General features: G+C 68.5%; 17 protein-coding genes and 1 tRNA gene. 9 read left to right on the forward strand and 9 right to left on the reverse strand.

Annotated elements, in window-relative coordinates; all coding sequences use genetic code 11:
- Window positions 1–58: 58 nt before the first annotated feature.
- The gene (locus ACM6LR_RS30975) at window positions 59–664 is read left to right on the forward strand and encodes a TetR/AcrR family transcriptional regulator (RefSeq protein WP_414945068.1); all 606 of its coding nucleotides are present in this window, start codon (window positions 59–61) and stop codon (window positions 662–664) included.
- 266 nt (window positions 665–930) lie between these two features.
- Here ACM6LR_RS30975 and ACM6LR_RS30980 read toward each other — a convergent pair whose 3' ends face one another.
- Window positions 931–1,440, reverse strand: a complete 510-nt coding sequence (locus ACM6LR_RS30980; protein WP_414940728.1) for a MarR family winged helix-turn-helix transcriptional regulator — start codon at window positions 1,438–1,440, stop codon at window positions 931–933.
- Between the two features lie 23 nt (window positions 1,441–1,463).
- On the opposite strand from ACM6LR_RS30980, the gene ACM6LR_RS30985 reads away from it, so the two are divergent.
- Window positions 1,464–1,967, forward strand: coding sequence for a carboxymuconolactone decarboxylase family protein (locus ACM6LR_RS30985; protein WP_414940729.1), 504 nt, complete (start codon window positions 1,464–1,466; stop codon window positions 1,965–1,967).
- A 378-nt stretch (window positions 1,968–2,345) separates the two neighbouring features.
- Here the strand turns inward: ACM6LR_RS30985 and ACM6LR_RS30990 are convergent.
- From ACM6LR_RS30990 to ACM6LR_RS31000, 3 genes are all read right to left on the reverse strand, one after another.
- Window positions 2,346–2,417, reverse strand: a tRNA-Val gene (locus ACM6LR_RS30990).
- Between the two features lie 38 nt (window positions 2,418–2,455).
- Entirely contained in the window at window positions 2,456–2,917 is a 462-nt protein-coding gene (locus tag ACM6LR_RS30995) for a peroxiredoxin (RefSeq protein WP_414940731.1), read from the reverse strand.
- A gap of 77 nt (window positions 2,918–2,994) precedes the next feature.
- Entirely contained in the window at window positions 2,995–3,426 is a 432-nt protein-coding gene (locus ACM6LR_RS31000) for a DUF3052 domain-containing protein (RefSeq protein ID WP_034311133.1), read from the reverse strand.
- Between the two features lie 401 nt (window positions 3,427–3,827).
- Between ACM6LR_RS31000 and aceE the strand changes: the two genes are divergently transcribed.
- Together aceE and ACM6LR_RS31010 are read left to right on the forward strand one after the other, a co-directional pair.
- Window positions 3,828–6,623, forward strand: coding sequence for a pyruvate dehydrogenase (acetyl-transferring), homodimeric type (aceE, locus tag ACM6LR_RS31005; RefSeq protein WP_414940732.1), 2,796 nt, complete (start codon window positions 3,828–3,830; stop codon window positions 6,621–6,623).
- Between the two features lie 124 nt (window positions 6,624–6,747).
- Window positions 6,748–7,959: an alpha-hydroxy-acid oxidizing protein gene (locus tag ACM6LR_RS31010; RefSeq protein ID WP_414945069.1), complete on the forward strand. Its 1,212-nt coding sequence runs from the start codon at window positions 6,748–6,750 to the stop codon at window positions 7,957–7,959.
- A gap of 73 nt (window positions 7,960–8,032) precedes the next feature.
- Here the strand turns inward: ACM6LR_RS31010 and ACM6LR_RS31015 are convergent, their stop codons facing one another.
- Window positions 8,033–8,674, reverse strand: a complete 642-nt coding sequence (locus tag ACM6LR_RS31015; protein WP_414945070.1) for a nicotinamide mononucleotide transporter family protein — start codon at window positions 8,672–8,674, stop codon at window positions 8,033–8,035.
- Window positions 8,675–8,902: 228 nt separating this feature from the next.
- Window positions 8,903–9,328 (reverse strand): mechanosensitive ion channel family protein, encoded by a 426-nt coding sequence (locus tag ACM6LR_RS31020; RefSeq protein ID WP_414940735.1) that lies wholly within the window; start codon window positions 9,326–9,328, stop codon window positions 8,903–8,905.
- 352 nt (window positions 9,329–9,680) lie between these two features.
- Between ACM6LR_RS31020 and ACM6LR_RS31025 the strand changes: the two genes are divergently transcribed.
- The 5 genes from ACM6LR_RS31025 to ACM6LR_RS31045 all read left to right on the forward strand — a co-directional run bounded on the left by ACM6LR_RS31025 (window position 9,681) and on the right by ACM6LR_RS31045 (window position 14,588).
- Window positions 9,681–10,895, forward strand: coding sequence for a PucR family transcriptional regulator (locus ACM6LR_RS31025; RefSeq protein WP_414940736.1), 1,215 nt, complete (start codon window positions 9,681–9,683; stop codon window positions 10,893–10,895).
- A 181-nt stretch (window positions 10,896–11,076) separates the two neighbouring features.
- On the forward strand, window positions 11,077–12,003 hold the full coding sequence (locus tag ACM6LR_RS31030) for an ACP S-malonyltransferase (RefSeq protein ID WP_414945071.1): 927 nt from the start codon (window positions 11,077–11,079) through the stop codon (window positions 12,001–12,003).
- Window positions 12,000–12,983: a beta-ketoacyl-ACP synthase III gene (locus ACM6LR_RS31035; RefSeq protein ID WP_414940738.1), complete on the forward strand. Its 984-nt coding sequence runs from the start codon at window positions 12,000–12,002 to the stop codon at window positions 12,981–12,983. Before ACM6LR_RS31030 ends, ACM6LR_RS31035 begins: the two co-directional genes overlap by 4 nt.
- A gap of 68 nt (window positions 12,984–13,051) precedes the next feature.
- Entirely contained in the window at window positions 13,052–13,297 is a 246-nt protein-coding gene (locus ACM6LR_RS31040; RefSeq protein ID WP_004559006.1) for an acyl carrier protein, read from the forward strand.
- Between the two features lie 40 nt (window positions 13,298–13,337).
- Window positions 13,338–14,588 carry a beta-ketoacyl-[acyl-carrier-protein] synthase family protein gene (locus tag ACM6LR_RS31045; RefSeq protein ID WP_414945072.1) on the forward strand — a complete coding sequence of 417 codons (1,251 nt, stop codon included), beginning with the start codon at window positions 13,338–13,340 and terminating at the stop codon, window positions 14,586–14,588.
- 454 nt (window positions 14,589–15,042) lie between these two features.
- Here ACM6LR_RS31045 and ACM6LR_RS31050 read toward each other — a convergent pair whose 3' ends face one another.
- From ACM6LR_RS31050 to ACM6LR_RS31060, 3 genes are all read right to left on the reverse strand, one after another.
- Entirely contained in the window at window positions 15,043–17,403 is a 2,361-nt protein-coding gene (locus ACM6LR_RS31050) for a cation-translocating P-type ATPase (RefSeq protein ID WP_414940740.1), read from the reverse strand.
- 65 nt (window positions 17,404–17,468) lie between these two features.
- On the reverse strand, window positions 17,469–18,062 hold the full coding sequence (locus ACM6LR_RS31055; RefSeq protein WP_414940741.1) for a hypothetical protein: 594 nt from the start codon (window positions 18,060–18,062) through the stop codon (window positions 17,469–17,471).
- A 41-nt stretch (window positions 18,063–18,103) separates the two neighbouring features.
- Entirely contained in the window at window positions 18,104–18,607 is a 504-nt protein-coding gene (locus ACM6LR_RS31060) for a DUF3145 domain-containing protein (protein ID WP_145926758.1), read from the reverse strand.
- Window positions 18,608–18,840: the final 233 nt, after the last annotated feature.

Genomic DNA, 18,840 nt, shown 5'->3' on the forward strand with positions numbered 1-18,840 from the left:
CCCCCTTTGTAGCATGACTGTGCCAAATAAAATAGCAAGGTCGTGCTATAAAGGCAACATGCCCAAGATCGTCGACCCCGAGGCCCGGCGCCTGGAGATAGCCGAAGCCGTCTTCCGCGTGATCCAGCGGGACGGTCTTCCGCAGGCGTCGCTCAGGAGCGTGGCGGACGAGGCAGGCCTGGCGATCGGTTCGGTCCGGCACTATTTCAAGGGGCACGACGAGCTGATCGTGTTCGCCATGCGCTCGCTCGGCGACCGGCTGGTGGTGAGACTGCTGGGACACCTCCCGGACCTGCTCGACCCCGCGGCACCGCGTGCACGGCGACAGGAAGTCACCGAAGCCCTGCTCAGCGAACTGCTTCCGCTCACCGAGCAGACCCAGGCCGAAACCGACGTCTGGCTGGCGTTCACGGCCGCCGCGAAGAACCGCCCGGACCTCGCCGAGGAAGCCGCCCGCACGCACGACGGGGTCCGCGCCCTTGTCCGGCGGGTGCTCGAAGGCGCGCACGGGGCGGGCGGGCTGCTCGACGACCTCGATCTGGCCATCGAGACCGAACGGCTGGCCGCACTGCTGGACGGCCTCGCCCTGTCGGCGGGACGGACCCCGCCGGAGCTGATGCGAACGGTGCTCCGGCGGCATCTGGAGACCCTGCGGGCGCCCTAGCCCGACAGCTGGCACCGTGACGGGATGATCCCGGCCGCGTCGCGGTGATCGACGTCGACGGACGGGAGACCACCTGCCCACAGCGCGGCCGACACTCGACCGACGATGTTCCACCGCCTGCCGCGGCTGCCGAGGAGGTCCGCGCGCGGTACGACACGTCGAGCCGCCAGTCGTCATTCAGCCAGGCGGGTGGTGCTGGCGGTGCTCTACGCGCTGCCGCACGGAAGCTCGCTTTCCCAGGACGCGCAGAACCCGGGTTGCCTCTTCTAAGCCCCGAACCAGCCGGCGACGTCTAGCCGGAAGCCGTCCGTGGGTGCCATGGCGCGAAGGTCGGCTTCGAGCGCGCGGACCCTGTCCGCGCCGAGCGCGTCGGCCCAGTCCTTGCGCAACTCCTCGAAGATCGCCGCGGACCGGCCGAGCGAGTCGACACCGCGGCCGGTGAGACGCACGACCTTGCGCCGCGCGTCGGCCGGGTCTCCGGCGCGCTCGACGTAGCCGAGCTGCTCCAGCTTGTCGACGGTCTTGCCCGCCGCCTGCTTGCTGACCCCGAGCCGCCGCCCGATCTCGCTCGCCGTCGCCCCGTCGCGGCCGATCGCCTGCATGGCGAAGCCGTACGCCGGACGGACTTCGGGGTGTCCCTGTTCGGCCAGCTCGACGTGCAGCCTGTCGATGATCGAGCGGAAGCCCGCGAACAGCAAGAGCGGCAGCTCGAATCCGGCCGCGTCGGAAACTCGCTTGCCCTGTTCGACAACCTGCTTTACCTTTTCATCAACCACGTTGACTACCTTAAGGGGCAGCCTTGTTCACCGAGCACACCCTCGAAACCGCACCCGAAGCCTCGCGTCGCTCGATGGAAGCGACCATCCGGCATCTGGGTCACCTCCCCAACGCCGTCGCCCGCCTGGCGTCGTCACCGGAACTGCTCGACGGCTTCCTGAAGCTGAGCGCGAGCTTCGAGCGGACGACGCTTGACCCGGTGGCGCGGGAGACGGTCGTGATGACCGTGGCGACGCGCAACGACTGCCACGTCTGCGTCGAGATGCACACCGGCAAACTGAAGCGACTTCACGCGGACGACGACGTTGTCGCGGCACTTCGCTCGGAAAAGCCCGTACCAGACGAGCGCCTGGAAGCCATCCGACAGTTCACGCTCGCTGTGCTCGAAACCGCTGGCGGCGTGGACGACGAGACACTGCGGGTTTTCCTCGGCCACGGATACACCGAGCGGAACGCCCTCGAAGTCGTCATGGGCATCGGGACTTACACGTTGTCGACCCTGGCGAACCGGCTGACACGCGCGTAGTCGCTCTACGTGATCGCCGAGATCACCCCTTTGCCCGCCGATCTTGATGTATCTGGGCAGTCCTGGCCGCCTCCTCTCTTGTGCAGCCGAAAGTTCGCCACCCGCGGCGCGGCGCACCGGCGGTCTGGCCTGCCGAGGGGGCAGACCAGACCGCCGAAAACCGAAGACGTTCCACAGGGGTTGGGGGTACGTGAAGGCCCCCTTCACTCGGCTCAGTCGAGCGAAGGGGGCCTTCACGTGTTGAGAGCGCAAGTAGTCGACTACTTGCGAGAACCTCAGACCTCGAGCGCCCCGGCGGGGTCCGCCGCGTCCACTTGAAGCGGATCTTCGGGTAACCGGCCATCACGTCGCCGGGGCGGGGTGTCGCCGGGTTTTCGGTGGGCGCAGTAGGGATCGAACCTACGACCGCTCGGGTGTAAACCGAGTGCTCTCCCGCTGAGCTATGCGCCCGGGAGGTGGTACCCGCGGACGGGAACCACCGTGAAGACTCAGGCCAGGGAGGCCACGGCCTTCTTCCACGCCTGCTGGTCGCGCGCCTCGCCGGGCTGGTTGACCTCGGCGAACCGCACGACGCCGTTCTTGTCGATCAGGAAGGTGCCGCGGGTGGCCAGGCCGGCCGCCTCGTTGAAGACGCCGTAGGCCTTCGCGACCTCACCGTGCGGCCAGAAGTCCGAAAGCAGCGGGAACTGGTAACCCTGCTGCTCGGCCCACGCCTTGAGCGAGAACGGGGTGTCCACGGACACACCGATGACCTGGACGCCCTGGCCGTCGTAGTCCGCGAACTCGTCGCGGAGCTGGCACAGCTCACCGGTGCAGATGCCGCTGAACGCGAACGGGTAGAACACGAGCAGGACCGGCTTGTCGCCCTGGAAAGACGACAGCTTCACGGCCTGCTTGTTGTAGTCGTTGAGCGTGAAGTCCGGGGCTTGCGATCCGACCTCGACGGCCATACCGGCGGTTTCCTCTCAAAGAGCGATCAGGGGCCTGCGACGACAACCCTATCGTGTCGATCGCACGGCTCCGGAGGTCACCGCTTGGTCTTGGACGACTTCGGCGATACCAGCCGGGTGCCTGCCCATTTCGGGCCCGCACTGATGTTGGCCGTCTGCGCCAACCCGACCTGCGGCACCGCTTCGGCGATCTCGCTCGGCTCGACGTGCCCTGGCTGTCCCGTCTTCGGGGTCAGTACCCAGATCACACCGTTCTCGTTCAAGGGGGTCCGGACCTCGATCAGCGTGTCGCCGAGATCACCGTCGTCCTCGCGCCACCACAGCAGCACCACGTCGATGACCTCGTCGGCGTCCTCGTCGAGGATGTCGCCGCCGATCTGTTCCTCGATCGCCGCTCGGAGGTCGTCGTCGACGTCCTCGTCCCAGCCGATCTCCTGGACCACCATGTCCGGCTTGATCCCAAGCCTTTCGGCGACGCTGCTCTGATCAGCGTCTCCCGCGGCGACCACTGCTGTCACTCCTCCAACTACGACGGAGCGCGGTGTCGCCTCGGCCGGATCGACCGGGCGGGCACCACACTCGGGTACACGATGCCCGTTAGCGAACACTGGTGAGGCGCTGCGCGCAACCGTCCACACCGGATCTTGAACAACTCGTGTCGCAGCGTACGGACATTCGGCCCACCCGCGCGAGGTCAATTCAGGCGCACTTGGGCGCCTCCGAATGCCCTGCTCTAGGGTGGAGGAGAAAACGCGCGCGCGATACAGGCGCGCGCGAGGCGCGTCGCAATCGGGTCCGCGAACGTTACCGATCAGTAGCGGTGACGCGCACGGAACCGGAGGACGACGATGGAGGGCGAACACGCCCGCGTACGAGCAGAACCAGCTACCACCTTTCGCAAGGAGACCCCTTGGCCCCGCAGAACGACGGCGCCTCCGGCAAGGAGACCCCGGCACGCGTACGTGTCATCCGTGACGGATTGGCTGCGCACCTGCCCGACATCGACCCGGAGGAGACCGCCGAATGGCTGGACTCCTTCGACGAGGCGCTGGCCAGGGGTGGTCAGCAGCGCGCCCGTTACCTGATGCTGCGTATCCTCGAGCGGGCAAGGGAACGCCACGTCGGCGTTCCGGCGCTGACGTCGACGGACTACGTCAACACCATCCCCACCGAGAACGAACCCTGGTTCCCCGGTGACGAGGAGATCGAGCGCCGCTACCGCGCCTACATCCGGTGGAACGCCGCGATCATGGTGCACCGAGCGCAGCGTCCCGGTGTCGGTGTCGGCGGTCACATCTCGACCTACGGCTCGTCCGCGGCGCTGTACGAAGTGGGCTTCAACCACTTCTTCCGCGGCAAGGACCACTCCAGCGGCGGCGACCAGATCTTCATCCAGGGCCACGCCTCCCCCGGCATCTACGCTCGCGCGTTCCTCGAGGGCAGGCTGACCGAGAATCAGCTGGACGGGTTCCGCCAGGAGTACTCACACGCGGGCGAGGGCGGCGGCCTGCCGTCGTACCCCCACCCCCGGCTGATGCCGGAGTTCTGGGAGAACCCGACCGTGTCCATGGGGCTCGGCCCGATGAACGCGATCTACCAGGCCCGGTTCAACCGCTACCTGCGCGATCGCGGCCTCAAGGACACCACCGACCAGCACGTCTGGGCGTTCCTCGGCGACGGCGAGATGGACGAGCCGGAATCGCGCGGCCTCATCCACGTGGCCGCGGGCGAGGGCCTCGACAACCTGACCTTCGTGATCAACTGCAACCTGCAGCGGCTCGACGGCCCGGTGCGCGGCAACGGCAAGATCATCCAGGAGCTGGAGTCGTACTTCCGCGGCGCCGGCTGGAACGTCATCAAGGTCATCTGGGGCCGCGAGTGGGACTCGCTGCTGCACGCGGACCGCGACGGCGCGCTGGTCAACCTCATGAACACCACGCCGGACGGCGACTTCCAGACCTACAAGGCCAACGACGGCGCCTTCGTCCGCGAGCACTTCTTCGGCCGCGACCCGCGGACCAAGGAACTGGTCAAGGACCTCACCGACGCCGACGTCTGGAACCTCAAGCGCGGCGGCCACGACTACCGCAAGGTCTACGCGGCCTACAAATCGTCGCTGGAGCACCACGGCCAGCCGACGGTGATCCTGGCGCACACCATCAAGGGCTACGGCCTCGGTCCGTCCTTCGAGGGCCGCAACGCCACGCACCAGATGAAGAAGCTCACCCTCGACGACCTCAAGCTGTTCCGGGACGCCCAGCGCATCCCGATCAGCGACGAGGAACTCGAGCGTGACCCGAAGCTGCCGCCGTACTACCACCCTGGCAAGGACTCGGCGGAGATCGAGTACATGATCGGCCGCCGCAAGGCGCTCGGCGGGTTCCTGCCGGAGCGTCGTCCGAAGGCCTCGAAGGCGCTCGTACTGCCCGGCGACAAGGTCTACGAAGGCATCCGCAAGGGCTCGGGCAAGCAGGAGGTCGCCACCACGATGGCGTTCGTCCGGCTCGTCCGCGAGCTGGCGAAGGACTCCGAGATCGGCAAGCGGATCGTCCCGATCATCCCGGACGAGGCCCGCACCTTCGGCCTCGACTCGATGTTCCCGACGGCCAAGATCTACAACCCGCACGGCCAGACGTACACGTCGGTCGACGCGAGCCTGATGCTGGCCTACAAGGAGTCCGAAAAGGGCGTCATCCTGCACGAGGGCATCAACGAGGCGGGCTCCACCGCGTCGTTCACCGCCGTGGGCACCTCTTACGCCACGCACGGCGAGCCGATGATCCCGATCTACATCTTCTACTCGATGTTCGGGTTCCAGCGGACCGGTGACGGCCTCTACGCGGCGGCGGACCAGATGGCCCGCGGCTTCGTGCTCGGCGCCACCGCCGGCCGCACCACGCTGACCGGTGAGGGCCTGCAGCACGCCGACGGGCACTCGCTGCTGCTGGCGGCGACCAACCCGGCCGTCGTCGCCTACGACGCGGCGTGGTCGTTCGAGATCGCCCACATCGTGCGGGACGGTCTGCGCCGGATGTACGGCGAGACCGGGCCGGACGGCAACGGCGAAAACATCTTCTACTACATGACGATCTACAACGAGCCGTACCAGCAGCCCGCCGAGCCGGAGAACCTCGACGTCGACGGCCTGCTCAAGGGTCTGTACCGCTACGCCGACGGCCCGTCTGGCGACGGTCCGGAGGCGCAGATCCTGGTGTCCGGCGTCACCATGCCGGACGCGCTCCGCGCGCAGCGGATGCTCGCCGAGGAGTGGGGCGTACGCGCGGCCGTGTGGTCGGCGACGTCGTGGACCGAGCTGCGGCGCGAGGCCGTCGCGATCGACCACGACAACCTGCTGCACCCCGGCGACTCTCCGCGTGTGCCGTACGTCACAGAAAAGCTGTCCGGCGTTAACGGGCCGGTCGTCGCGGTTTCGGACTGGATGCGTGCCGTGCCGGACCTGATCCGCCCGTGGGTGCCGACCGACATGCTGACGCTGGGCACCGACGGGTTCGGGTTCTCCGACACCCGCCCCGCCGCCCGGCGGAAGTTCCTGGTCGACGCGCAGTCGATTGTGGTCGGCACACTGAGCGCGCTCGCCAAGCGCGGCGAGGTCGACCAGGCGAAGGTAGTGGAGGCGGCGCGCAAGTATCGCCTCGACGACGTCACCGCCGCGGGGCCGCAGTTGTCGGACTCCGGTAGCGCCTGACGCTGCGATGAACGGGACTTTCATGGCAAATTTTGCCATGAAAGTCCCGTTCATTGCGTTCAGGGTCGGACCGGCTAGGGTTAGACATCGGATGTTTCTGGGCGAACAGAGAGGGTGAGCGAGTGTGACGAAGCGTCGACTGCCGAAGCCGAGCGAGTTGAAGCAGATCCTGCGGCCGAAGCCGATCGTGCTCAACCCGACCGAGCGCCGACTGGCGAGCGCGCACACGATCGCCGACCTGCGGACGATCGCCCGCAAGCGGACGCCGAGGGCGGCGTTCGACTACACCGACGGTGCCGCGGAGCTGGAGGACAGCCTCCGCCGCGCCCGGCAGGCCTTCCGCAGCGTGGAATTCCACCCGAACATCCTCCGCGGCGTGTCCGATGTGGACACGAGCAGGGAGATCCTCGGCAAGCGTTCGGCGCTGCCGTTCGCGTTCGCGCCGACCGGGTTCACCCGGATGATGAACCACGAGGGCGAAGCCGCGGTGGGCCGCGTCGCGCAGCGCAACGGCATCCCGATGGGGCTGTCGACGATGGCGACGACGTCGATCGAAGACCTCGCGGCCGCCGCGCCGGAGGCCCGCAAGTGGTTCCAGCTCTACGTCTGGCACGATCACAAGGCGGGCGAAGATCTGATGAATCGCGCGTGGGCCGCCGGATTCGACACCCTCATGCTGACCGTGGACACCCCGGTCGGGGGCGCGCGGCTGCGCGACGTCCGCAACGGGCTGACCATCCCGCCCGCGCTCACCCTCAAGACGTTCGTCGACGGCGCGATGCATCCGTCATGGTGGTTCAACCTGCTGACCACCGAACCGCTGACCTTCGCGTCGCTGAGCCACTTCGACGGCACGGTCGCCGAACTGCTCAACAAGCTCTTCGACCCCACCTTGACCTTCGACGACCTCGACTGGGTCCGCCAGACCTGGCCGGGCAAGCTCGTGATCAAGGGGGTCCAGAACGTCGACGACGCGCGTGACGTGGTCAAGCACGGCGCCGACGCGGTGCTGCTGTCCAACCACGGCGGCCGTCAGCTCGACCGCGCGCCGACGCCGATCGAACTGCTGCCCGCGGTCCTCGACGAGATCCAGGGCGACGCCGAGGTGTGGGTCGACACCGGCATCCTCTCCGGCGGCGACATCGTGGCCGCGATCGCGCGCGGCGCCGACGCGGTGCTCATCGGGCGCGCGTTCCTCTACGGCCTGATGGCCGGGGGTGAGCGCGGCGTCCAGCGGTGCGTGGACATCCTGCGCGCCGAGATCGTCCGGACCATGCAGCTGCTGGGCGTCCGGACCCTCGACGACCTCAAGCCGTCACACGCCACCACGCGCTGACCCCGTCGCGTTTCGTCCTCTCGTTGCGGTAGTTGCACGTGCAACTACCGCAACGAGAGGACGAAACGCGGGATCAGGCGGACGTCGCCGTGGCCCCGGCCGGCGCGGCGAGGACCTGCTTCGCCGTGCGGTTCCAGCTCCACCAGCCGTGCACGACCAGCCCGGCGAACACGATGTAGACCGCGGCGGAGAAGTACAGGCCAGAGGACAGCTGCAGCGGGACGCCGATCGCGTCGACGACCAGCCACACCAGCCAGAACTCGACGAGACCCGCGCCCTGCGCGGCGAAGGCGACCAGCGTCCCGACGAAGATCGCGGCGTCCGGCCATGGCGCCCACGAAGCGTTCAGCGCGTCGAGCACCAGCGCCATCGCGGTGGTGCCGATCGCGAACGCGCCGATCATCGTCAACCGCTCGGCGAGACGGCCCGTGCGGACGACGACGCCGTAGACCGGGTCGCTGTGGCGGGACCACGCCCACCAGCCGTAGATCGAGATGGCGAGGATCGCGATCTGCCTGGTGGCGAGCCCGCCGAGGTGGGCGGAAAGGTAGACGGAGAACAGCAGCACGGTGGCGCCGACCTGGACCGGCCAGGTCCACAGCGTGCGGCGTTGTGCCAGGAAGACCACGGCCAGCGCGAAGATCTGCCCCGCCAGTTCGGCGAAGGAGATCCACTGTCCGAGCACCGTGACACCGTTGTGCAGCAGGAAGTCCACGTCCGCGCCCCTCTCCGTCTACCGCTCCAACATGCTCCGCCGCGACGCCATTCCCCAGAGAGTGTGAGGTGCGGAACAGAACCGGCTCGCAAAGCCGAATGAGTGGAGTAGTCGCCCGGGACAGGACGAAGGGCCCGCCACCACGTGTTCCGCGGCGATGGGCCCCCGTCGGCTCCACGCGGGCCCGGTGCCTTCCTCGATCACCGGGCCCGCGGGATGCTCAGGAATCTACGCGACCGATGCCCACGGGCGACGTCGGCTGCTCCGAACGGGCTTCCTGGCGAGCATCGCCACTGGAACCGGCCCCGCCACCGCTGTCGCGATGTTCACCTGGCCGAGCTCGGCCGCGCCGGTCACCGGCACCAGCGCCACCAGGATCCGCGGCGGGAACACGGTGGTGTCGTCGAGCGGCGCGCTGACCGGATTGCTCTCACCGGATACGCCGAACGTGAGTCGCAAGGCGATCAGGAGAATGAATTCGACGGGGCCCCCGCCCGCATCGACATTCGCCTGTTTGAGCGTTCCTGTGAGTCCGATCTTCGACAGAACCAGTTGCAATGCCCTTGACAAAACCTTCGCAATCAACCAGCCGATGAGCAGGATGTTCAGGAATCCGACCAGTTCGGGCCGCGCTGTGTGGCGACAAGGTTCCATGCTTGCCCACGGCGAACTCCCTCCTCGGTGCGTCCGCGCCGAACACCGGCGCGGCTTGCGAGGGATCGTTGATCACGGGCATGTCACCGGCAACTCGGCGACCCACGATCGAGTGAGTGAACTAGCGGGAAAAGATCTACGAGTCCCATACTTGTTCTACCGGTGGGGACCGGGGAGACGAGGCCGTCCGGCGCGGTGAAAAACACTAGCGCCGGGCGGCCTCGAGTTATTTGCGAATACCTTTCACCATTCATCGCCGCGCCTCGCGCGATATCCGTCCATTTCGGACTCGAAGCCCGTCCGGCCGCAGGACGAGGGCCATCTCGGCCGGGCGGACTAGGATCGGCCGATCATGGCTGATGCGACTTCCGGACGGCGTGTGCCCAAGCACCACGGGCTGTCCGCCAAGACCCTCCGGCGGCTCGATCACGCCTCCGGCCGTCTCGCGAGCGCGAGCGTGGCGGTGATGGAGGAGCGGCTGAGCTGGTTCGCCCGCCTGCCCGCCGACCAGCGCGCGAGCGTTCTGCTGATCACCCAGGCGGGTGCCGCCGGTTTCGTCGACTGGCTCCGCGACGCGAAAGAGGCGCTCTCCCTCACCACCGAGGCGTTCCGCGAAGCGCCCGCCGAACTGTCCCGCTGGGTGAGCCTGCGGCAGGCGGTCGGGATGGTGCGGCTGGCGATCGAGGTGTTCGAGGAGCAGCTGCCGGAGTTCGCCGCGAACGAGGGGGAACGCGCCGCGCTGATCGAGGGGATCCTGCGCTACGGCAGGGAGATCGCGTTCGCCGCCGCCAACTCCTACGCGGCCGCCGCCGAGGCGCGCGGCGCCTGGGACGCGCGGCTGGAGGCGCTGGTCGTCGACGGCATCGTCCGCGGTGACGCCGAGGAGGCCGTGCTCTCCCGTGCGGCCGCGCTCGGCTGGGACCCGGCCGCGGCCGCCACCGCGCTGGTCGGCACCCCGACGTCGGACGACCCGCCCGCCGTCGTGTTCGAGGTGCGCAGCCGTGCCGCGCGGGTGGGGCGCCCCGTCCTGCTCTCGGTGCAGGGGTCCCGTCTGGTCGTGGTCGTCGCCGGTCCCACCGACGGAACCGTCAAGGACAGCGAGATCCTCACCAAGCTGTCCGTCGCCTTCGCGGAGGGCCCGGTAGTCGCCGGGCCGACGGTGCCCACCCTCGCCGAGGCGCACCACAGTGCGACAGAGGCGCTCTCCGGCCTGCGCGCCGTCGTCGGCTGGCCCGGTGCGCCGCGGCCCGCGAGATCGATCGACCTGCTGCCGGAACGCGCGTTGTCCGGCGACCCCGAGGCGGAACGCCTGCTCGTGGAGCAGATCGCCCGGCCGCTGGAGGAGGCGGGCCCGGCGCTGCTGCGGACGGTGGAGACCTACCTCGACAGCGGCGGCGTGCTGGAGACCTGCGCACGGACGCTGTTCGTACATCCGAACACCGTCCGGTACCGGCTGCGGAAGGCGGCCGAACTCACCGGCCGCCACGCCGCCGAATCGCGCGACGCCTGGGTGCTGAAGGTGGCGCTGACGGTCGGACGGCTGGCCCGGGCCCGCGGGCTCTGGTAAACCCGTTGGTAACTCTGCGCAGTGATAGACTTCATAGGGAAAGCTGGTTGAACCCGACAAGGCTTTTGGGTTAAGCACAGTGATCAGGAAGACACTTTTGGAGGGTTTCCACAATTACGCCCGCCGGACTTGGTGAGCGTCGGCATCACGACCTTGGTGGCCGAGCGTGTTCCCTAGTGGGGTGACAGCAGCAGTCCTCGCCCCCGGTCAGGGTTCCCAAGCCCCCGGCATGCTCTCCCCTTGGCTTGAACTCGACGGTGCCCGCGCGCGCGTCGAAGCCTGGTCCGAGCGGGCCGGCCTCGATCTCGTCCGGCTCGGCACCGAAGCGGACGCCGAAGAGATCCAGGACACCGCGATCACCCAGCCGCTGATCGTGGCGCTGTCGCTGCTGGCTTTCGAACACCTCCAGCGCGAGGCCCCGGTCGCCGCGGACGCGCCGGTCGCCGGTCACTCCGTCGGTGAGCTGGCCGCCGCCGCCATCGCCGGGGTGCTGAGCCCCGAGGACGCCGTCGCGCTGGCCGCCATCCGCGGCGCGGAAATGGCGAAGGCGTGCGCGCTGGAGCCCACGAGCATGGCCGCGGTCATGCTCGGCGACCCGGAGGAGGTCGTCGCCTGGCTCGACGGCCACGGCCTCGCCGCGGCGAACCGCAACGGCGCCGGCCAGATCGTCGCCTCCGGCGCCGCCGCCGCGATCGAGAAGATCGTCGCCGAGCCGCTCGAAGGCACCAAGGTCCGCGCGCTCAAGGTCGCGGGCGCGTTCCACACGGCGTATATGGCCCCCGCGCAAGCGGCGCTGGCCGACCAGGCTGCGAAGATCACCCCGGCGGACCCGACGCGTCCGCTGCTGTCGAACGCCGACGGCCAGGTCGTCACCAGCGGGGCGGAGTACCTCGACCGGCTGGTCAAGCAGGTCACGAATCCGGTGCGCTGGGACCTGACCATGGACGGTCTGGTCTCCGCGGGCGTCACCTCGACGCTCGAACTTCCGCCGGCGGGCACGCTGACCGGGCTGGTCAAGCGGCAGCTCAAGGGAACCGTGACCACCACCATCGCGCTGAAGACGCCGGGCGAGCTGGCGAAGCTTCACGGGCAGGAGGACGCTTCGTGACCGACCGATCCACCTTGCGGCAGACGACGGGCGCCGCCGGAAGCCGCATCCTCGGTGTCGGGAGCTTCCAACCCGAGAAGATCGTGACCAACGACGATCTCTCGCAGATCATGGACACCAACGACCAGTGGATCCGCGAGCGGGTCGGCATCGTCGAGCGCCGGTTCGCCGAGAAGGACGAGTCGCTGGTCGACATGGCTGTCAAGGCGGGCACCGCCGCGCTGGCCGACGCCGGGGTGGATCCGTCCGAAGTGGATACGGTCATCCTGCCGAACTGCACGATGCCCACCCAGATCCCGAACGCCGCCGCCCAGGTGGCCGACCGGATCGGCATCACGCACCCGGCCGCGTTCGACCTCAACGCCGCCTGCGCCGGGTTCTGCTACGGCCTCGGTGTCGCCTCGGACCTGATCCGGGCGGGCAGCACGAAGAAGGCGCTCGTCATCGGCGCCGAGAAGCTCACCGACCACATCGACCCGGTCGACCGCGCGAACGCGATCATCTTCGCCGACGGCGCGGGCGCGGCGGTGGTCGGCGCGTCCGACATCCCGCGGATCGGACCGGTCGCCTGGGGCAGCGCGGGTGAGCACGTCGACCTCATCTACATGCGCGACGACAAGTGGATCTACCAGGAAGGCCAGTCGGTTTTCCGCTGGGCGACCACGCAGATCGCGCCGATCGCGCTGCGGGCACTGGAACTGGCCGGGCTCGAACCGTCCGATGTGGACGTGCTGATCCCGCACCAGGCCAACCTGCGCATCGTCGAGGCCATCGCCAAGAAGCTGCGCGCCAAGGGCGCCCGCGAGGACATGGTCGTGGCCGACGACATCAAGTACTCGGGCAACACCTCGTCCGCGTCCATCCCCCTCGCGCTGGACCACATGCGCAAGGCGGGCACCGCGAAGCAGGGCGACGTCGTACTCGCCGTCGGCTTCGGCGCCGGACTCTCCTACGCGGGCCAGACCTTCATCTGCCCGTGATGAATACTTCCCCCGCGGGCGCCGTGCCCGCGGGGCAGCCGAAAGCATCACCGAGAAGGGAACAACCAGTGGCAGACAACGCAGAGATCCTCGCAGGCCTCGCCGAGATCGTCGAAGAGGTCGCCGGTGTGGCGCAGGACGACGTGACCGCCGAGAAGTCCTTCGTGGACGACCTCGACATCGACTCGCTGTCCATGGTGGAGATCGCTGTTCAGGCCGAGGACAAGTTCGGCGTCAAGATCCCGGACGACGAGCTGGCGAACCTGAAGACCGTTGGCGACGCGGTGAACTACGTGTCCGCCAACTCCAAGTAAGTCACCAGTACTTGATGGCGCCGACCTTGGGGAGACTCCAATGAGCAACATCGACGTCGTGATCACCGGGCTGGGTGCCACCACGCCGCTCGGCGGGGACGTCACGTCCACGTGGGACGGCCTGCTCGGCGGTGAGAGTGGCATCCGCCTGCTCGAAGCCGACTGGGTCGACGAGCTCGACCTGCCGGTGAAGATCGGTGCCACGCTCGCGGTGGACCCGTCCGAGGTCCTCCCTCGGGTCCAGGCACGCCGCCTGGACCGGTGCGAGCAGGTGGCGCTCATCGCCGCGCGTCAGGCTTGGGCGGACGCGGGCTTCGAGCAGCCGACCGATGAGCATCAGGATGTGGACCCCGAGCGCCTGGGGGTGACCATCGGCACCGGTGTCGGCGGTCCGGTCACCCTGATCTCGCAGAACGACCTCCTGCACAAGCAGGGCCTCCGCAAGGTGTCCCCGCTGACCGTGCCGATGCTGATGCCGAACGGTCCGGCCGCGCACGTCGGCATCGACCTGAAGGCCCGCGCCGGCGTGCACTCGCCCGCTTCGGCCTGTGCCTCGGGAGCGGAAGGCATCGCCGCCGGCTACGAGATGATCCGGACCGGCCGGGCCGACGTCGTGGTCGCCGGTGGTGCCGAGGCGTGCATCCACCCGATCACCCTCGCCGGGTTCGCCCAGGCGAGGACGGTGTCCACACGCAACGACGAGCCCACGAAGGCCTCGCGGCCGTTCGACGCGAACCGCGACGGTTTCGTGCTCGGCGAGGGCTCCGGCGTCGTGATCCTGGAGCGGGCCGACCGCGCCAGGGCCCGCAACGCGCGGATCTACGCGCAGCTGAGCGGGTTCGGGATCACTTCGGACGCGTACCACATCACGGGTAACCACCCCGAAGGCATCGGCCAGATCGCCGCCATGCGCGCGGCGATGAAGATGGCCGGGGTCTCCCCTTCCGACGTCGGCCACGTCAACGCGCACGCGACCTCCACGGTCGTCGGCGACGTCGGCGAGGCGGCGGCGATCCGCAAGGCCGTCGGCGACCACACCGTGGTGACCGCACCCAAGGGCGCCCTCGGGCACCTGGTCGGCGGTGCGGGCGCGGTCGAGGGCATCGCCACGATCCTGGCGATCTACCACGGCCTGATCCCGGCCACGCTGAACCTCGAGGACCTGGATCCGAGGGTGCAGCTCGACGTCGTGGCGGGCGAGGCCCGCAAGGCGGAGCTGACCGCGGCGATCAGCAACTCGTTCGGCTTCGGCGGGCACAACACGGCGCTGCTGTTCACTCCGGCGGCCTAAGGCCTCGTACCGCTGGTGCCGGGGTGCTGAAGGGGACTTTCCGCGCGTGCGACGCGGTGAAGGGAGCCTTCGCCGCTTAAGACGCGGGGAAGGTCCCCCTCAGATCAGCGGTGACGGCCGCAGCAGCAACGACCCTTACCTCCGTGGGGTTCAGGGGTACCGGCGTACGGCCGGTGAAGAACGGTGTGGATTTTGGGACGTCAGATGTCCCACTGCGGTGAAGGCCTCCTTCCCTACTTTGAGAATCAGGGTCCCGGCAAAGTCGAGGTCTCGCAGGTCATGGCGTTACTCGTCGCCGCGTGAGCTGACGATGTAGGAATGGGGACGTTGAGTGTCCCGATTCCTACATCATCGCGGGTCACACCGGTTGCGGAGCTTGATCAACACGGGATTCAGGGGGACATGCCCCCCGGCACACGCCCGAGTGGAACGCGGGATGAGGCCGAGCCGGCGGTCAGGCCTCCGAGCGCTTCACCAGATGCCGCCCGATCCACCAGGCGGCCTCCACCAGCACGATCCCCACCCCGGCGCAGGCGAACGCCGAGAGCGTGTACGCGCTCACGCTCGGGTCCAGCGCGAAGAACTTCTGTGTGAACGGGATCAGGAAGATCGCGAGCGTCAGCACGACCATCCCGCCGATCAGCAGGATCTTCCACCACCTGTACGGCCGCGCGACGATCCCGAGCACCCACAGCGCGATCGCGATGAGCGTGATCAGCGCGGTCGTCCCCGCCTGGATCTTGTCCACTTCGGACTGTCCGGATCCCTTGTACACCAGCAGGTAGCTCAGGAACGTCGCCGTGGCGATGACCAGCCCGGCCGGAACGGCCATCCGCATCACCCTGCCGACGAAGCCGGAGCGGGCGCGTTCGTTGTTCGGCGCCAGCGAGAGCACGAAGGCGGGCAGGCCGATCGTGAACCACGCGGTGATCGTGATGTGCCGCGGCAGGAACGGGAACGGTACCTGCGCGATGCCGACCATCAGCGCCAGCAGCACCGAGTAGACCGTCTTGGTGAGGAACAGGTTCGAGACGCGCTCGATGTTGCCGATCACCCGCCGCCCCTCGGCGACGACATGCGGCAAGGTGGCGAACTTGTCGTCCAGCAGCACGATCTGCGCGACCGCGCGGGTGGCCGGGCTGCCGGCGCCCATGGCGACGCCGATGTCCGCGTCCTTCAGCGCGAGGACGTCGTTGACGCCGTCGCCGGTCATCGCGACGGTGTGGCCTTTCGACTGCAGGGCACCGACCATCGCGCGCTTCTGCAGCGGCGTCACACGGCCGAAGACGGCGCGCTCCTCTACGGTGTCGGCCAGCTTTTCGGCGTCGTCCGGCAGCGTCCGCGCGTCGACGGGTTTGTCCGCGCCCGGCAGGTCGAGCGTCCCCGCGACGGCGCCGACGGAGATGGCGTTGTCGCCGGAGATGACCTTGACCGCGACATCCTGGTGCGCGAAGAAGTCCAAAGTGTCCTTCGCGTCCGGGCGGACCTTTTGCTCCAGCACCACGAGCGCGACCGGTTCGATGTCGCCAGGCCCCTCGGCCGCGTCGACGGCCCGTTCGGCACGGCCCAGCAGCAGGACGCGCAAACCGCGTGAGCCGATCTTCTCGGCCTCCGCCCGGTGCTCCCCCTCGGGCATCAGAACGTCGGCCGCGCCGAGCACCCAGTCGCCGTCGGCCCCGAAGGACGCACCACTCCACTTACGCGCCGAGGAGAACGGCATCGTCGTGAAAACCCGCCAGCCCGGATCGGTCCCGTGTGCCTCCGCGATGGCTTGCAGGCTCGCGTTCGGCCGGGGATCGGCGGCGGCGAGCGCGGCCAGCGCGTCATCCACCGGGTGGCCGGGGGTGATTTCCCGGACCTCGGAGAGCCGCATCGCGTTCTCGGTGAGCGTCCCGGTCTTGTCCGCGCACACCACGTCGACCCGGGCGAGCCCCTCGATCGCCGGAAGTTCCTGCACCAGGCACTGGCGCTTGCCGAGCCGGATGACGCCGACCGCGAGCGCGACGCTCGTCATCAGCACCAGACCCTCGGGCACCATCGGCACCAGCGCCGCGACCATGCCGCGCAACGCGTCCGGCCACGCCTGGTCGCCCGCGAGCTGGTTGTAGATGGTCAGCGCGCCCGCCGGGATGAGCAGATACGTGATGAACTTGAGGATCTTGTCGATGCCCTGCCGCAGTTCCGACTTCACCAGCGTGAACTTGCTGGCCTCCGCGGCCAGTTTCGCGGCGTAGGACTCGTCGCCGATGATGTCCGCGCGGTAGGTGCCGCTGCCCGCGACGACGAAGCTGCCGGAGAGCACCTTGTCGCCGGGCTGCTTGACCACCGGATCGGATTCCCCGGTCAGCAGTGACTCGTCGATCTCCAGCGCGTCGGCCGTCAGTGTCGGGCCGTCGACGACGATCTTGTCGCCAGGCCCCAGTTCGACGAGGTCGCCGAGCACGACGTCTTCCGGGGCGATCTCGGCGCTCCGCCCGTCGCGGCGGACGGTCGGCTTCGCCTGTCCCACGATGGCGAGCCGTTCCAAGGTCCGTTTCGCCCGGAGTTCCTGGATGATGCCGACCGCGCTGTTGACGATGATCAGTCCGCCGAACAGCCCGTCGATGAAGTACCCCGTCGACAGGATGAGGGCGAACAGCACGCCGTAGATCGCGTTGATCCGGGTGAAGACGTTCGCGCGGATGATCTCGCCGGTGGTCCGGCTGGTCTTCGTGGAGACCGTGTTGGTCCGGCCCGCGGCGACACGTTCGGCGACCTCTTCGCTGGAGAGTCCCCTCGAGGCGTCGGTCAGCAGGGCCGGCTGATCAATTGCCATGGCGCGACTCTATTCGGCCCCGGCTCCCGCACGCGTCAGCCTGGGGGACCATGTCGACCCCTACTTCAGCATCTTTCGTGTTCGGGGTTGGTGCCGCCTTCGGTGGTGTCGACCCGCCAGGATCCGCTCTCCAGCCTCAGCGGCAGCACCAGTCGCCAGCGGATGCACCCCTCGGGCAGGTACACCGGCGCGTCGTCGACGTCCTGTGTGCTGGTGAAGGCGACGAGGACCCGGAGCGTGCTCGGCGCGCCCGGCTCGATGCGGTAGACGAGGATATTGCCGTCCCGAGTGGACTGATAGTCCTTCTTCCACTCCGACGCGGTCTTGGTCTTGGCCCGTTCCCTGGTGACCGCCGAAGTCCACTTTAGATAGTCGCGGTCGTTGATGGAGTCGAAGTACCCCTGCAGCACCTGCCGGACGCTCTGGTACTGGGGATGCGCCACGACATCGGGCGTCACCTCGACGGCGGGCGATCCGGGCTGCGCCTCCGGGGCGACCGGCGACGGCGGGTCGCTGACGGCCGGTTCGGTGGGCGCGGCCTCCGGGCGGAGGTAGCGATCGCGCGCCAGCAGCCCGACTCCGACGGTCAGGGAGATCACCACCACGAGGACGGGGATCAGCCACCGCTGGCGAGAGATGGGGCGAGGCTGGGCGGTCACCCTGAAAGGTTAGCCGCCCGCCTCTTCCGCCTTCACGCCGTCTACCCGACCTGGTGCAGCCAGGTGACCGGAGCACCGTCACCGGCGTGCCGGTACGGTTCGAGCGCTTCGTCCCAATTGGCGGCGAGGAGCTCGTCGAGCTTGTGCGCCAGCGATTCGCCGGTGCGCACTTTGCTCACGAGCGCGCGCAGCTGGTCTTCGCCCACGACGATGTCGCCGTTGGCACTGGTCCTGCCGTGCCACAGGCCGAGGCCCGGAGCGAAACAGAACCTCTCCCCGTCGACCCCCGCACTGGGCTCTTCGGTGACTTCGAACCGGATCATCGGCCACGCCTTGAGCGCGGACGCCAGCTTTGCGCCGGTGCCCGAAGGCGCACGCCAACCACATTCGGCGCGGAGCTGTCCTGGACTGGCGGGCTGCGCCGTCCACTTCAACTCGACTCGGGCACCCAGGGTGCCCGAAATAGCCCACTCGACGTGCGGACAGACCGCAGACGGCGACGAGTGGACGTACACCACGCCACGGGTGTTGCCACGGGTGCTCACTGCTGACCTCCGCTACTCGACGAGGGGCGTCTTCCCCTACGACCTCGCGAGCTGCGCTGGTCAGGTGGCTCGTGCCGCCTCCCGGTACGCGTGAGCACATTGTGCACCCCAACTGTGCTGTTTGGCCACATGAACACCACAAGTCGCACCTGATCGGGACGCGGGACTCCGTGTGAAGCCCCCTTCCTGCGAGCTGCCCTTGGGCACGTCGGCGATGTCGCGGGTACGTGGCA

Origin of the sequence: Amycolatopsis sp. cmx-11-32, assembly GCF_047608695.1 — a bacterium.
Taxonomy (GTDB): domain Bacteria; phylum Actinomycetota; class Actinomycetes; order Mycobacteriales; family Pseudonocardiaceae; genus Amycolatopsis.